Below are 16,077 nucleotides of genomic sequence, written 5' to 3' on the forward strand. Positions count from 1 at the left end.
TCACACACATTCTCTATAGACAATTGGCGGTTATGTTTCACGTGAAACATAACCGCCAATTGTCTATAGAAGCAGTAAGACTATCTCTCACATTTCTTCAAATAAGTACCACACTAGATTGCCCGGCATATAAGCGCGCAACTATGTAACCTTGAAGATTACTGTTCATCGACGATAAGACCGGGCTGTAAACTCGCAATCAAGCGCTGTAAATCATCATCACCAGCAAACTCAATAACGATTTTACCTTTCTTTACACCCTTAGTGACCTTCACTCGAGTATCAAAAATATTAGACAGTTCTTGAGACAAGCGCTGAAGAACAGCGGACTTTGCACGCGGCCGTGATACTGGAGTATCAAGCGGATCATCGTGCAGTGCCACAAGTTCTTCTGTAGCACGTACTGAAAGTCCCTCGGCAACAATTCGTTGAGTTAACTTTTCCATCGATGCGGGATCCGGCAAACCAAGAAGTGCGCGAGCGTGACCTGCACTAATGACACCGGCCGCTAAACGACGCTGCACTGTCGGGGGTAATTTCATTAAACGGAGCGTATTGGAGATTTGAGAACGAGACCGTGCAATACGTTCAGACAGTTCAACGTGAGTGCACCCAAAGTCATCAAGAAGTTGCTGATATGCCGCCGCTTCTTCCAGGGGATTGAGAGCAACACGATGAAGATTTTCTAACAATGCATCACGTAGAAGCTCCGAATCATCAGTATGACGAACAACTGCCGGAATTGTATCTAAACCGGCTAACTTGGTTGCACGAAGACGCCGCTCACCCATAATGAGTTCATAATGAGGCGCTTCTTCTGTTGAGTCGAGAGCTCGTCGAACAACAATCGGTTGAAGGAGTCCAACTTCTTTAATCGAGGCTGAAAGTTCTTCAATGTCATCATCATCAAATACTTCACGGGGTTGACGTGGATTAGGGTCAATTGTCCCAACACTGAGTTCCGCGAAGGTTGCACCCGGAACAGGTATAAGATCATCATTTGTCGTGATCCCTGTTTCACGTGAAACACTACCGGGTTGGTTAACAAAGTCCCGATCAGCCCTCTTGGGCAATGAGGAAGGTGCATCAACATCAATGTCACGATCTGATGCTTGAGGAACGCTCCGAAGTGTTTCACGTGAAACACTTTCACGTTCAGCACCAACAGCATCCGTTAAATCACCTAATGTTTCACGTGAAACACCAAGCGATCCTTCATCACCCTTATTCTTACTACCCCCTTTTGAAGAACTGGTTGACGCCGTTCTCTTCTTAGATGACTTGCGAATCGTAGGAGCCATCAATGTCTCAGAAAGATCAGAATGCTGTCGATTTAACGAGGTTCCATTTTGGGAGGGAAAAAAGACGTCAGTGGGGCGTCCACCTGTTTCCTTTTGTGTATCGGGGATAAGAGCGGACAATCCACGACCAAGCCCACGACGTTTCTCTACCATCACTTATTCTCCTCAAGGTTTGCAGACGATACTCCGCGTAACGCAACTTCTAGGGCAAGTTCTCGATAAGCAACCGCACCAGTAGAACGTGGGTCAAAATAAATCACCGGACTACCAAACGATGGCGCTTCAGCAATACGCACCGAACGGGGAATTTTTGTGTGAAGAGTTGCTTCAGGAAAGTATTGACGTACTTCATTCTCAACTTCGCGCGCAAGAGTAGTACGCCGGTCAAACATCGTTAGCACAATCATTGACACACTCAACGCAGGGTTGTGAATGGCTGCTATACGATCAATAGATCGTGTCAACAAAGCCAAGCCTTCAAGAGCGTAGTACTCCGCTTGCATAGGAATAAGCACTTCACCGGCGGCAACAAAAGCATTAATCGTCATAATGCCAAGCGATGGAGGACAGTCAATAATGACATAATCCATCCGTGGCAGCCCTTCTCGTGAACGATGAAGAAGATACTCCCTCAGCGCCAAACGCAGACGAGATTCACGCTCTGATACGTCAATCAAATCAATTTCTAAGGCAGCAAGGTCAATCGTCGCAGGTACACAACTGAGATGTTCTGAAAAAGGTGTTTTCTGTATGACGTCAGCAAGAGTACGCCCTTCAACAAGCACATCAAACAGACTCATCGTGCCTTCGCTGTGATCCACACCCAGTGCTGTAGAAGCGTTACCTTGAGAATCAGCATCAATGAGAAGAACTTCTTGCCCTGCTTGAGCCAAAGCAGCCGCAACATTTACAGCAGAAGAAGTCTTACCCACGCCGCCTTTTTGATTAGCGACAGCAATGACCCTGGTTTGATCGGGATGAGGGAAAGTATCTTCATGAAGCTCACGCAATTTAGCGTGGTCTGCTTGAAGCTGGTCAAATATTGACGATCCGGGCACCAGTTCTCCTCCACATCACGCCCCGTCTGGGCAGTAACCCAAGTGTACGGGAGTGATGCGTCAAGAACCTAGACTCGTGGTTTACGAACCTCGACAACCATGGTGAGTTCTTCGCCAGGCGTAATCACTTCGTGAACGGTAGCAGGTGACAGACGCGCTTTCTTTATCACGTAACGTGCGTCATTGACCTCTTCATCCGCTCGTTGCCCTTTTAATGCAAGCAAGGAACCGCCAGGACGGACAAGATGAGACGTTAAACGAAGGAGTTTCGACAAGTTTGCTACCGCGCGTGCGGTAACCACGTCATAGCGATCTTTGACATCTTCAGCTCGAGCCCGACGAATAGCGACATTATCTAAATCGAGTTCTGCCACAACATCACGTAACCATTGAACTCGCCGTTCCATGGTTTCAATAAGCGTAACGTCAAGATCGGGGCGCATTAGTGCAATCACGATACCCGGAAAACCTGCCCCGGATCCCACGTCAGCCACCGATCCCCGCGAGGGAAGGAAAGGAACCACTGCCGCTGAGTTAGCGATATGTCTCGTCCACAAGCGAGGAAGTTCGCGAGGGCCAATAAGTCCACGAAGTTGTCCTTCTTCAGCAAGCATCGAGGCAAAATGATCTGCCGCAGCAAATGACAAACCAAAGAGTTCTCGAATCTCTTCAGTTGGTTCTTGACATAACAATTCCGATTCTAGGAAATCATTATCAGCCATGTGCTCTGGATCCTTTACATCACCCAGCAAAGCGATCACTCAGAATCAGTTTCATCAACCGCTTCATCAATATCTTCGTCAACGGCTAAACGAACCACAACGTGACGATAGGGCTCAGCACCTTCGGACTCACTCGAAAGTCCCTCAGCAGCCACTACATCATGACAGACCTTACGCTCAAAAGGATTCATGGCATCTAGAGCTACGTCTTCACCTAATTCGCGAACCTTTTTCACTGCTGCCATCGCAACATTCGTAAGTTCTTCACGACGCTGTGCCCGATAGCCGGCAATGTCAAGCATAAGGCGAGAGCGCACACCAGTTCGTGCTTGAACGGCCAAGCGAGTCAATTCCTGTACAGCTTCGAGAACCTCACCGTCGCGGCCAACAAGATCGCTGAGTTCTTCAGCATCTGCATCTTCGGACGCCACAATAGCAATCGAAGCGCGACCATGATCGACGTCAATATCAATATCACCGCCAAGGTCAGCGATATCCAATAGTTCTTCAAGGTAGTCGGCGCCGATATCGCCTTCTTCTTCAAGACGGCTAACAGTTTGTGGAGTCTCAGTCATGGCTTTTCCCTTTAATCAATATGGAATGACGATTGTTAGGATGCTGGGAAATCGAAATCAGCATCAGTGCACGGTATTACTCAGCGTTATTCCGCTTCGCTTTTTGTGCTTCCTTACGGCGTTGGGCCGCGGCCTGGCGTTCACGAGCACGACGCTCATAACGACGCCGCGCAATCTCTTCCTTACTCAAGCCAACTCGATTGTCATTGGGAGTATCATCCGCTGACGTATCCGAAGAAGACGAATCAGTAGTGTCAACCGGTCGAACAGCCTTTTTCTGACGATCCTTACGCTTGGGCTGCACACGCTGGCCACCAACGGGTTCCTCGGAGGTTTCGTTGATCTCTTCTTCGAGGGGAGGAAGACCCTTGCGTGCACGCTTCTTTGCCTGGCGTTCCTTCATCAAGCGTTCTGCCTCACTGCCAGGTGCAGGCATACGGTGAATAGCAAAGAACTGCTGTCCCATAGTCCACAGGTTGGTGGTCAACCAGTAGATGAGCACGCCAATCTGGAACTGAACACCGGTCACAGCGAAGATGACAGGCATGATGTACATCATCGACTTCTGCGAACGCATCATCGGGTTGTCATCATTCTTTGCCGATTCCGGCATGTTCTTCATGGTGAGCTGACGCATAGTAAGGAACTGCGTCACACCCATAGCGATGATGAGAACAATAGTGACGATCTTAACTTCAGTGGTGCTGGCCTGCATAAAACTTTCAGACAGTGAGGCACCAAAGAGATTGGAATGCTGAACGTCATCAGCAAGTGATGCAGTCAAAGGACCGATAGGATCGATCTTTCCGCTAGCCACGTCTTGCAGTCGTGCGAGCACACGGAAAAGGGCGAAGAAGATCGGCATCTGAATAAGGATGGGAAAACAAGAAGCCATGGGGTTCGAACCATGCTTTTTGTACAGCGCCATCATCTCTTCTTGCTGGCGGCGCTTCGATTCCGGATCTTTTTTCCCTTTGTATTTTTCTTGCAGAGCGCGCATTTCAGGCTGCATAAGTTGCATACCGCGGGAAGCACGAATCTGTTTGAAAAACAACGGCATGATGAGAATACGCACCACAACCGTCAGACCGACGATGGACAACACCCATGCAAAACCAGGGCCATCATGCATACCCAAGAACACCAGGATGTTATGAATGTGAACCATCACCCAGGCAACAGCCCACTTCAACGGGTAAAGCATCGCGTCCATGAAATCTCCTCAACCATGGCGGGGATTAACCCCGTGGCATGAAACTAGTGTGTTTCTGCCGTGGAACCAGATTCATCATGCGATGAGTTCTCATCAATAATGAATCGAGCAATATCTTTGGGGTGGTCATATTTCCATCGCCCTGGATCAGGGACATGGTCAACTCCACCGGATGACAACGGATTACAGCGGCATATTCTCCACGCCGTCAGTATGAGTCCTTTGGCTACACCATGAACTTCGCATGCCTCAATGCCGTACTGGGAACACGAGGGGTAGTACTTGCATCGAGGACCAAAGAGAGGAGAGATATGGCGCTGATAAAAGTAGATTGCGCCCGTCACGGCATTAGGCATTGTCTTTATCTCGGCATCGGCGAAGGCAGGAGTCAATGTCATGCGCAAGAACTGAACTCGGTGCTCCGTCAGCATCAGCTAATCCGCGAATAACTACTGCCGATCCACTATCGAGTTCGTGAATTCTCTCAGTCATAATCGCGCGGATACGTCGTTTGATGCGATTACGGTGAGGAGCTCGCTGAACTTGCTTTTTAGGCACGACGACGCCGACGACCGCCGGACTATGAGAATCCGGGTCGCCGGCGCGGTAGTGAATCACAAGCCTACGTGTGCCACTGCGATTGCCGCTGCGAAGAGTCGTGGTGAAATCTTCACTACGAATCATCCGATGACGGGCAGCAAGCACCTCAGGCGGCGAGACGTGCGCGGCCCTTGCGGCGGCGCGAAGCCAGCACTGCGCGTCCTGCGCGGGTGCTCATGCGCTTACGGAAGCCGTGCACCTTGGCACGACGACGGTTGTTGGGCTGAAAAGTCCGCTTGCTCACGGTGTTCTCCTGGTCTCGGTGCCGCGCCGCATGGTGCGACGCCGTTTCTCAGTCATGCTGATTTGTCCACTTGGCTGGTCCAGTGAGGTAGGCCCGGAATCCAAGAAGACGTCTGCACTACGGTACGGGCCTGTCACGGTGTGGGTCAACACGAAAGCGCGTGATACCCCTCTCGTACAACAAATTCACAGGATGTGGGCCGCGATTTTGACAACCTGTGGATGACAAAGCGTTAAGTAGCACAAAATCATAAGAAAAATATAGTGTGAAGGAACTTTCCCATAATGTGGACAACCCTGTGGAGAACTATTCCACAATTCCGTAGATTTTCGGTCATTAAGGAAAAAAATCAGTTACGCTCAGGGTGTTCTTCATCCCCTACGTTCAGGAGTCCGCCGTGTCTGACGATGCACAGAGTCAGTGGCAACAAGCCCTTTCACTCCTGGAACAACAGGGATATCTTGGTCAAGGTCGTCTTTCTCTTGTGCGTCTATCGCAACTTATTGATGTTGATGGCACATTCGTCTTAGTTGTTGGCAGTGCATACGCGAAAGATCTCATTGACGTTCAAGCACGGCCCTTTATTACTGCGGCGCTACGCGAAATCACCGGTCGCGATGTTCCCCTTGAAGTGACTATCGACACCTCGGCCGCATCTACCGCTCCATCAAAACCAGCAGAGCCTTCTCTTTCTCGGCAAGAACCACCAGCGCCAACTCAACATTTCACTCAACCTGTTGTTCAAGTAGAAACACCGCGTGAATACCCCCAACCCGCATCACTTCCACCTACATCTCCAGTAAGCATGGATGATGACGTTCCTCTAACAGCATCTCCGTCCACGGATATGTCTGCCGATCTCAATCCTCGCTATACCTTCGACACCTATGTCACTGGTTCATCAAACCGCTTTGCCCATGCCACTGCCATTGCTGTCGCTGAAGCTCCTGCCAAGGCATACAATCCTTTATTCATTTATGGCGGTTCTGGTCTAGGTAAAACTCACCTTTTGCATGCAATCGGCCATTACGCCAACAAGTTGTATCCGGGCATTCGTGTCAAGTACGTCAACAGCGAAGAGTTCGTTTCTGACTTTATTGCTTCTGTCGCCGAGAACCGGATGGAATCGTTTAAACGTCGTTATCGCGAAGTGGACATTCTTCTTGTTGACGATATTCAGTTCCTTCAAGGAAAAGAACAAACTCTCGAAGAGTTTTTCCACACTTTTAATGCTCTACATAATGCTAATAAGCAAGTAGTTATCACCTCAGATCAACCGCCTAAATCCTTAGGTGGGTTTGAAGAACGTCTACGCTCACGATTCGAGTGGGGTCTTCTTGCAGACGTTCAACCTCCGGATCTCGAAACACGTATCGCTATTCTTTCCAGAAAGGCGCGAAACGAAGGCATCGATGTTCCTCCCGATGTTCAGGAGTACATCGCTTCTCGAATCTCCACAAACATTCGAGAACTTGAAGGTGCTCTCATTCGTGTCACCGCATTCGCATCACTGAATAAACAGCCAATTGATCACACATTGGCTGAAATGGTTTTGAAGGATCTCGTTACTGATCCTGATGGTGGTGAAATCACTATTTCTCTCATCATGGGTCAAACTGCTGACTACTTCTCTATCACGATTGATGATTTGTGCTCAGCCAACCGTTCTCGAACCATCGTTAATGCTCGTCATATTGCTATGTACCTGTGTCGCGAACTCACAGATCTTTCGCTACCTAAGATCGGTAAAGAATTTGGTGGTCGTGATCACACCACTGTGATGAGTGCTGACCGTAAAATTCGCACACAAATGGCTGAACGTCGCTCCACCTTTACTCAAGTTACTGAACTCACTAGTCGAATCAAACAAGCGAGTCGTTCTGCGAACTGATCACTACTAATTCACGATGGGGATAGTTGTGTGTGTACTTGGTGTACAGTTCCAGCATTCCTGTGGATAACTAAGGGCACCATTGTGGAGACGTTTTTTGTACTTCTATGACTCTCACAAGGAGTCGCAGTAACAACACATCAGTCTCCCCAATCAATCCACAGTAAAAAATGGCGAAAAATCAAACAAAAACATCATTATCCCCAGTTCCCACACATGCTATTACCTCTTCTATCTACTTTTTCTAGGCCAAACACATCTTGCACAGCTTCCAAAGAAAATCGCGCTACACCCTTTAACGATTCATCGAGTCACAGGATCTATGTGCATCAAGAGGGAAGAACGGTTTAGACTGACACGTAATGTGTGCGTAACTACCACATAATTGGCAAAGAGTCCTTGCATCATCAAGGAAATATGTTCACAAAAGATAGGAAGGCACCCCGATGAGGTTCACCGTTGATCGTGACGTGTTCGCTGAAGCAGTGACCTGGGCTGCACGTTCCGTTCCGGCTCGTCCACCGGTTCCTGTCCTTGCAGGTGTTCGTCTCCATGCAGAAAATGACGAACTGACTTTCGCCTCCTTTGATTACGAAGTATCAGCATTATGCTCAGTTCCAGCACAAGTAGAAATTAGTGGAACTGTTCTAGTTTCTGGTCGCCTTTTAGCAGAGATTTCTAAGGTTCTACCGAAAAATCGTCCTGTCAATATTGAAGTTGAAGGTAATAAAGTCAACATCACCTCGGGATCAGCGCACTTTACCCTTGCGTCAATGGCAGCAGATGATTACCCGTCTCTTCCTGGAATGCCTCGTGACGCTGGTACAATCGATGCCTCAGAACTATCTCACGCAGTAAGTCAGGTATCTATAGCTGCTTCTCGTGATGACACACTTCCGTTACTCACATCAATTTTGATGGAAGTTCAAGGTACTCAATTAACATTGTTAGCAACGGATCGATACCGTTTAGCAATGCGTGAGATGACATGGGCTCCAATTGATGAGTCATTTGAAACTCATGCTCTGATTAAATCCCGCACACTTGTTGATGTTGCTAAACAATTAACAGCATCGGGTGACATTACTGTTTCGCTATCGACTGGTGATGATGTTGCCAACGGTATGATTGGATTTGAAGGTCGTTCAGGTTCATCAACTCGCCGAACCACTAGCCTTCTTACCGATGGAAACTATCCACCTGTACGTCGTTTGTTTCCGGAAAGTTCATCAATTTTCGCTGATGTCCCCACTGCAGAACTGATTGATGCAGTTAAGCGCGTTAGTCTTGTTGCGGATCGTCTTACTCCGATTCGTTTATCCTTCACTCAAGGAAATCTTTCCCTTGATGCAGGTACCGGTGATGATGCCCAGGCAACAGAACAGCTTCAAGCTCATGTTGATGGTGACGATATTGTCATCGCCTTTAACCCAGCTTTTCTTCTTGACGGTTTAGGTGCTGTAGGTACACCCTATGCGCGTTTTGCTTTTACCCATTCAACAAAGCCAGCAATGATGACCGGTGTGAATTCCATTGGTGGAACTGAAGATTTATCATTCCGCTATTTGTTAATGCCTCACCGTTACGGAGTCTGAGTTAGGAACGCGGTGTATATCTGCGACCTCGCTTTAGATAATTTTCGTTCTTACGAACATGAAGTTTTGTCTTTTGACCCAGGCCCAGTAATGCTTATTGGTTCTAATGGTCAAGGAAAAACCAATATCGTTGAAGCTATTGCTTATTTAGCAACTCTGTCTTCTCATCGTGCAGGAACGGACGCTGCCTTAGTGCATCGACCTTCGCAACCTCCATATCCATCAGGTGCTGTTGTTCGTGCTCGCGTTATGCACGGAGAACGTCCACAACTCATTGAGTTAGAGATTATTTCCGGTAAGGCTAATCGAGCTCGATTAAATAAATATGCGTGCTCACCACGAGAAGTTTTAGGAATAATTCAAACGGTAGTCTTTGCTCCTGAAGATCTTGGCCTTATACGTGATGAACCGGCTATTCGTCGTAAGTTTCTTGATGATTTAGCAATCACTATGACTCCTCGATTAGCAGGAGTTAAAGCTGATTATGACAAAGTGATAACCCAACGGGCATCATTGCTGAGAAAAGCAAAGTTTTCTCGTGACTTCCTTGATGACACCTTAGAGGTATGGAATGAACAATTAGCCTCGTATGCTGCCCAACTTATTGCTGCACGGGTTCGTGTTTTGCAACGAATTCGTCCTTTCGTCGCTGAGGCTTACCATCAGGTTTCTCATGGTCAATCTCAGATGTGGCTAACCTATCGTTCAAGTATTGACCGTTTTGACCGTTCCATTGACCTTGCACAAAGTAAAGGAATTAATGATCAAGAACTGTGTCAGGAACTTGAGCACAGTCTTCTTGATATTCCAGCGCTGACTCAGCGTCTTGTAAGTGCAATGAATGTTTTACGAGACAAAGAATGTGAACGTGGGGTCAATCTTATCGGTGCACATCGAGACGATCTTAGTATTTTTCTTAATCATCTTCCTGTAAAGGGTTTTGCTTCTCACGGAGAACAATGGAGCAGTGCGTTAGCTCTTCGCCTGGGATCCTTTCATCTTCTGCGTGATGATAATCAACAACGCCATAACGGGGTTAATGACCCTATCTTAATTTTGGATGATGTTTTCGCTGAACTTGATGAAAAACGTCGTCAGCGCCTAACAAAAATCATTTCTTCTGTTGAACAAACAATTATTACCTGTGCGGTTGAAGATGATGTTCCTGAACAACTTCGCGGGCAACGATTGTATGTCGCGAATTCTGCAGTGAGCACTGAACCATCATTGTCTTCATCTGTTGTTATTTCAAATGATTCAAATATAGATATAGATAACGAATCATCGATCACTGATCAATTCCTTGAGGATAATGATGATCTCGAGCGATGATGCTTTAGCGAAACGACTCCTTCACCAAGTTCGTGCACAAGCATGGGATAAAGGATTGAGTCGAATTCCGGTCCGTGCGTTATCGTCAAAACGATTAGTTAATGATGAACAAGTAAACTCCGTGGCACCGTGGGACCTGGCTTTACGGCGTCGTCAGGAAAATAGTGATGACGATAAACCTGGTTTAGCTTGGGATGTATCGAAAAAGTATCGATATTCCACCATTACCTCACTTCATCACACGTCAAAGAAACTTACTAGTGAACGTGGATGGACAGCTCATCTTGCTGCGGCACACCTACTTAATTCTTGGAGCACTATTGTGGGGCCAACCGTAGCGGAACATTGCGTAGTTGTTTCTTCTATTAGTCAAATTCTTGATGAACAGACATTGATGTTGAAAGCATCGTCAAGTTCATGGGCTCAACAGATACGTTTGATTACACCAAGTATTCAACGACAAATTGATGACTTAGTTGGTGTGGGTGTCATTAAAAAACTCATTGTTCATGGTCCCTCTCAACGTTCTTGGACACATGGAAAACGTTCCTTACGAGGTGGACGAGGGCCGCGAGATACTTACGGATAAATGTGAAGGTGAACCCGCTCACCATCCCCTCTTTTTCGCCTATTTACACGGGAAAAAAGGCCCAGGCACGGTAGAATGTGATGACGCGTCCTTGGTCTTTCCAAGGCAAGAAGAGGAGTAACACACACGTGGCTGAACAGGACTTTGCTGCAGCAGCAACCACAGAAACACCCAGTGACCACAATAGTGACTCCCAGGGCAATTACGGCGCCAGTAATATTACAGTTCTTGAAGGACTGGAAGCAGTACGTAAACGCCCGGGTATGTACATCGGTTCAACCGGTGAACGCGGTCTGCACCACTGCGTGTATGAAGTTGTTGATAACTCCGTAGATGAAGCACTTGCAGGATACTGCGATCACATTGATGTCACCCTTCTTGAAGATGGCGGCGTTCGTGTTGCGGACAATGGCCGTGGCATCCCAGTTGATATGCATCCCACAGAACATAAACCTGCTGTAGAAGTTGTTCTTACTGTTCTTCATGCCGGTGGTAAGTTCGGTGGTGGCGGCTATGCAGTCTCTGGTGGTTTGCATGGTGTGGGTGTCAGTGTGGTGAATGCACTGTCCACTCGTGTTGATGTAGAAGTTCGCCGTGATGGATTTGTTTGGCGAATGAGTTTTGCCTCTGGTGTTCCCATGGGCCCGCTCGAAAAGGGTGAAGCTACCACTGAAACTGGTACCACAGTAACTTTCTGGCCCAGTTCAGACGTTTTTGAAACCACCGTATTCGACTTTGAAACTTTGCGTCGCCGTTTCCAGCAAATGGCATTTCTCAACAAGGGATTACGTATTACCCTTACTGATGAACGCGACGGTGCCATTGAAGAAGTAGGCGATGAAATCGCCGGCCAGGATGACAAAGAAGGCGAATCCCAAAACGCCTCCGCCCGCTCCGTGTCCTACCGTTATGACAACGGCCTTCGTGACTACGTAGCTTTCTTGAACTCCTCTAAGAAAGTTGATGTGGTTAATGATGACATCATCGATTTTGAAGCAGAACAGGAATCTGCCCATGGTGGTGGATCCATCAGTCTCGAAATTGCGATGCAATGGACTAGTGCTTATTCCGAATCAGTGCACACCTATGCCAACACCATTAACACTACCGAAGGCGGCACGCACGAAGAAGGCTTCAGGTCAGCTCTGACCAGTTTGATCAATAAGTACGCTCGTGAAAAAAATATCCTCAAAGATAAGGATGACAACCTTACCGGTGACGATATTCGTGAAGGCTTAACCGCAGTCATTTCCGTTAAACTTAGTGAACCGCAGTTCGAAGGTCAGACTAAAACCAAACTAGGTAATACTGAAGCACGGACCTTCGTTCAGCAACAGGTTTATGCCCAGCTCGGTGACTGGCTCGATTCGCACCCTACAGAAGCAAAAGCTGTTATCTCCAAAGCTACTCAAGCTGCAGCTGCTCGTGTAGCGGCACGAAAAGCGCGTGAAGCTACCCGACGCAAAGGTGTTCTTGAAAGTGCTTCTATGCCTGGCAAGCTCCGTGATTGTTCCAGTCGTGATGCTGCCGATTGTGAAATTTTTATTGTGGAGGGTGACTCCGCTGGCGGTAGCGCCGTAGGTGGACGTGATCCTGAGCATCAGGCCATCATGCCGATTCGTGGCAAGATTCTGAATGTTGAAAAAGCACGCTTAGACCGCGCGCTATCTAGCGAAACTATTCGTAATCTCATCACTGCTTTCGGTACAGGCATTGGTGAGGACTTTGATATGAGCAAATTGCGTTACGGCAAGATCGTCCTCATGGCTGATGCTGACGTTGATGGTCAGCACATTGCTACGTTGCTGCTTACTTTGCTTTTCCGTTACATGAAACCTCTGATCGAACATGGTCATGTCTACATTGCTATGCCACCGCTTTACCGTTTGAAGTGGACAAATGCAGATCATCAGTTCGCTTATTCAGATGCAGAACGTGACCAACTCCTTGCCGCAGGTCGAGCTAACAACTGGCGCCTGCCTAAGGAAGGTGGCCTCCAGCGCTACAAGGGTCTTGGCGAAATGAACGATCACGAACTGTGGGAAACCACCATGGACCCCGCATCTCGTGTGCTCAAGCAGGTCACACTCGAAGATGGCGCTGACGCAGACGAAACCTTCTCCATCCTCATGGGAGATGACGTTGAACAGCGTCGCCTCTTCATTCAGCGCAACGCAGCCGACGTGCGCTTCCTCGACATCTAATCAGCAAAACCGGTCGCACATAGCACCGCATTAAGGATTCTCGTGAGCGATACCACCAACACTGATCCCACTCAGACCCCAGACAACGAACTGGCCGGTCAGGTCGAGGTTGTTGCCCCAGAACACGACCGTATTGAACGCGTTGACTTGCAAAAGGAAATGCAGCGCTCCTACCTCGATTACGCCATGAGTGTGATCGTGGGACGCGCACTCCCTGAAGTACGCGATGGTCTTAAGCCCGTTCACCGCCGTGTTCTCTATGCCATGTATGACGGTGGCTACCGCCCTAGCGCCTCATTCTCTAAGTCCTCACGCATTGTGGGTGACGTCATGGGTAACTATCACCCCCACGGCGATGCCGCCATTTACGACGCATTAGCTCGTTTGGTCCAGCCGTGGTCGATGCGTTACCCGCTGGTTGCCGGCCAGGGTAATTTCGGTACGCCCGGTAACCTGGGCCCCGCTGCTCCTCGTTACACCGAATGTAAGATGGCCCAGCTTGCCATGGAAATGGTGCGGGACATTGACGAGGAAACCGTTGATTTCCAGGACAACTACGACGGTAAAAACCAAGAACCCACCATTCTTCCCGCCCGATTCCCTAACCTGCTGTGCAACGGCAGTGAAGGTATCGCCGTGGGTATGGCCACCCGCATTCCTCCGCATAACCTGCGTGAAGTAGCTACCGGTGTCCAGTGGTTCCTTGAACACCCTGATGCCAGCCGTGAAGAACTTCTTGAAGCTCTTCTCCAGCGCATCCCTGGCCCCGATTTCCCTACAGGCGCCACCATCCTCGGGCGTCGTGGAATCGAACAGGCCTACCGCACCGGCCGTGGCTCCATCGTCCAACGCGCCGTGGTCAACGTCGAAGAAATTCACGGACGCCAATGCCTGGTTGTCACCGAACTGCCCTACCAGGTCAACCCTGACAATCTCGCTGACAAGATCGCCCAGCTCGTCCGTGACGGATCCATTAGCGGTATCGCTGACATTCGCGATGAGACTTCCGGTCGTACTGGTCAGCGTCTAGTCATCGTTCTTAAACGTGACGCCGTGGCCAAGGTTGTTCTTAATAATCTTTACAAACGCACGCCCCTGCAGGATTCCTTCCCCGCCAACATGCTCGCGCTTGTTGACGGCGTGCCACGTACCCTCAGCCTAGACGGTTTCGTTCGCCACTGGGTGGACCACCAGATTGAAATCATTGTCCGTCGCACCGAGTTCCGCCTGCGCAAGGCTCTCGAACGCCTCCATATCCTCCGCGGTTTGTTGGCAGCCATTGACGCACTTGATGAAGTTATCGCCCTCATTCGTCGCTCTCCCACCACGGACGACGCACGCAATGGCTTAATGGAACTGCTCAACGTTGATGAAGTCCAGGCCGAAGCAATCCTCAGCCTGCAGTTGCGTCGTCTTGCCGCTCTGGAACGGTTGAAGATCCAGAAGGAAAGCGAAGAACTCGAAAACAAGGTCACTGACTACCGGGAGATCATCGCTTCCCCTGAACGTCAGCGCGGAATTGTCTCCACAGAGCTGGCTGAAATCGTTGAGAAGTATGGTGATGAACGTCGTACGACCATCGTCCCCTTTGATGGTGAGATGAGTATGGAAGACCTCATTCCTGAAGAGGAAGTCGTGGTCACTATTACTCGTGGCGGATACGCCAAGCGCACTCGTGTGGATAACTATCGTTCCCAGCACCGCGGTGGCAAGGGCGTCAAAGGTGCAGCACTGCGTGAAGATGACGTGGTGGACCATTTCTTCGTCACCACCACCCACCATTGGCTTCTCTTCTTTACCAACCTTGGACGTGTCTATCGTGCTAAGGCCTACGAACTACCTGAAGGCGGTCGTGATGCCAAGGGCCAACATGTGGCAAACCTTCTAGCATTCCAACCTGGTGAAGAAATTGCTCAGGTCATGGATCTGAAAGACTATCAGCAGGCAGATAATTTGGTTCTGGCCACTCGCCGTGGATTAGTTAAGAAGACCCGACTCAGTGAATACGATTCCAACCGTTCTGGCGGTGTGATCGCTGTGAATCTACGTGTTGATGATGATGGGCAGAGCGATGAACTTGTCTCAGCGGTTCTTCACAATGCGGACCAAGACCTTCTTCTTGTTTCTCGACACGGTCAGTCCGTTCGCTTCACTGCCGACGACGATCATTTGCGTCCCACTGGACGTGCTACCTCCGGTGTGACCGGCATGCGTTTCCGTGACAATGATAGTTTGCTTACTATGGACGTCGTCCGTGAAGGTGCGGATCTCTTTGTTGTCACTGAAGGCGGTTTTGCTAAACGTACCGCAGTTGCCGACTATCCTGTGAAGGGTCGCGGTGGTTTGGGTGTCAAAGTTGCCAATCTTGTGGAAGATCGTGGAAACCTCGTGGGTGCGCTTGTCGTGGATGAATCTGATGAGGTTCTGTGCATTATGGGTAGCGGTAAGGTCATGCGTTCTGCTGTTGCTGAAGTCTCCCGTACTGGACGAACTACGCAGGGTGTTACCTTTGCAAAACCTGATGAAGGTGATCGCATCTTAGCTGTGGCGCGCAACGAAGAACGTGAATTAGGTGATGATGAATCACCTAAGGATGTGATTTCTGATGACACACCTACCATTGACAATAGTGACAGTACACAATCGCTTACCACTGACAGCGAAGAACCAGTAGCGTTAGAAGCATCCAAAAGTGAGGAGCAGGCATGAGCGCCGCTGAGAATCCAACTCCCCAATCTTCGGGAACATCTGCC

General features: G+C 49.0%; 14 protein-coding genes. 6 read left to right on the forward strand and 8 right to left on the reverse strand.

Annotated features, from left to right (window positions below):
- Window positions 1–158 precede the first annotated feature (158 nt).
- From A9753_RS02590 to rpmH, 8 genes are all read right to left on the reverse strand, one after another.
- A complete protein-coding gene (locus A9753_RS02590; protein WP_067779724.1) occupies window positions 159–1,454 on the reverse strand; it encodes a ParB/RepB/Spo0J family partition protein in 1,296 nt (431 codons plus the stop codon).
- Window positions 1,454–2,359, reverse strand: coding sequence for a ParA family protein (locus A9753_RS02595; protein WP_067779727.1), 906 nt, complete (start codon window positions 2,357–2,359; stop codon window positions 1,454–1,456). Before A9753_RS02595 ends, A9753_RS02590 begins: the two co-directional genes overlap by 1 nt.
- A 68-nt stretch (window positions 2,360–2,427) precedes the next feature.
- Window positions 2,428–3,081 carry a 16S rRNA (guanine(527)-N(7))-methyltransferase RsmG gene (gene rsmG, locus A9753_RS02600; RefSeq protein WP_067780340.1) on the reverse strand — a complete coding sequence of 218 codons (654 nt, stop codon included), beginning with the start codon at window positions 3,079–3,081 and terminating at the stop codon, window positions 2,428–2,430.
- A gap of 35 nt (window positions 3,082–3,116) precedes the next feature.
- Window positions 3,117–3,656 carry a Jag family protein gene (locus tag A9753_RS02605; RefSeq protein ID WP_067779730.1) on the reverse strand — a complete coding sequence of 180 codons (540 nt, stop codon included), beginning with the start codon at window positions 3,654–3,656 and terminating at the stop codon, window positions 3,117–3,119.
- 76 nt (window positions 3,657–3,732) lie between these two features.
- Window positions 3,733–4,869 (reverse strand): membrane protein insertase YidC, encoded by a 1,137-nt coding sequence (gene yidC / locus A9753_RS02610; RefSeq protein WP_067779732.1) that lies wholly within the window; start codon window positions 4,867–4,869, stop codon window positions 3,733–3,735.
- A 44-nt stretch (window positions 4,870–4,913) separates the two neighbouring features.
- Entirely contained in the window at window positions 4,914–5,225 is a 312-nt protein-coding gene (gene yidD, locus A9753_RS09420; RefSeq protein ID WP_083090210.1) for a membrane protein insertion efficiency factor YidD, read from the reverse strand.
- Window positions 5,218–5,553: a ribonuclease P protein component gene (gene rnpA, locus A9753_RS02615; protein WP_083090259.1), complete on the reverse strand. Its 336-nt coding sequence runs from the start codon at window positions 5,551–5,553 to the stop codon at window positions 5,218–5,220. The genes yidD and rnpA overlap by 8 nt, the downstream gene beginning before the upstream one ends.
- A 22-nt stretch (window positions 5,554–5,575) precedes the next feature.
- Entirely contained in the window at window positions 5,576–5,713 is a 138-nt protein-coding gene (gene rpmH / locus A9753_RS02620) for a 50S ribosomal protein L34 (RefSeq protein ID WP_017177846.1), read from the reverse strand.
- 397 nt (window positions 5,714–6,110) lie between these two features.
- On the opposite strand from rpmH, the gene dnaA reads away from it, so the two are divergent.
- The 6 genes from dnaA to gyrA all read left to right on the forward strand — a co-directional run bounded on the left by dnaA (window position 6,111) and on the right by gyrA (window position 16,033).
- Window positions 6,111–7,604, forward strand: a complete 1,494-nt coding sequence (gene dnaA / locus A9753_RS02625; RefSeq protein WP_067780348.1) for a chromosomal replication initiator protein DnaA — start codon at window positions 6,111–6,113, stop codon at window positions 7,602–7,604.
- 446 nt (window positions 7,605–8,050) lie between these two features.
- Window positions 8,051–9,199: a DNA polymerase III subunit beta gene (gene dnaN / locus A9753_RS02630; RefSeq protein WP_067779735.1), complete on the forward strand. Its 1,149-nt coding sequence runs from the start codon at window positions 8,051–8,053 to the stop codon at window positions 9,197–9,199.
- Between the two features lie 12 nt (window positions 9,200–9,211).
- On the forward strand, window positions 9,212–10,531 hold the full coding sequence (recF, locus tag A9753_RS02635; protein WP_067779738.1) for a DNA replication/repair protein RecF: 1,320 nt from the start codon (window positions 9,212–9,214) through the stop codon (window positions 10,529–10,531).
- A complete protein-coding gene (locus tag A9753_RS02640; RefSeq protein ID WP_083090211.1) occupies window positions 10,512–11,120 on the forward strand; it encodes a DciA family protein in 609 nt (202 codons plus the stop codon). The genes recF and A9753_RS02640 overlap by 20 nt, the downstream gene beginning before the upstream one ends.
- Window positions 11,121–11,338: 218 nt before the next feature.
- Entirely contained in the window at window positions 11,339–13,324 is a 1,986-nt protein-coding gene (gene gyrB / locus A9753_RS02645) for a DNA topoisomerase (ATP-hydrolyzing) subunit B (protein WP_067780351.1), read from the forward strand.
- Between the two features lie 90 nt (window positions 13,325–13,414).
- A complete protein-coding gene (gyrA, locus tag A9753_RS02650) occupies window positions 13,415–16,033 on the forward strand; it encodes a DNA gyrase subunit A (protein WP_245637351.1) in 2,619 nt (872 codons plus the stop codon).
- Window positions 16,034–16,077 lie beyond the last annotated feature (44 nt).

Source organism: Actinomyces vulturis, from assembly GCF_001687305.1.
Classification (GTDB): domain Bacteria; phylum Actinomycetota; class Actinomycetes; order Actinomycetales; family Actinomycetaceae; genus Actinomyces; species Actinomyces vulturis.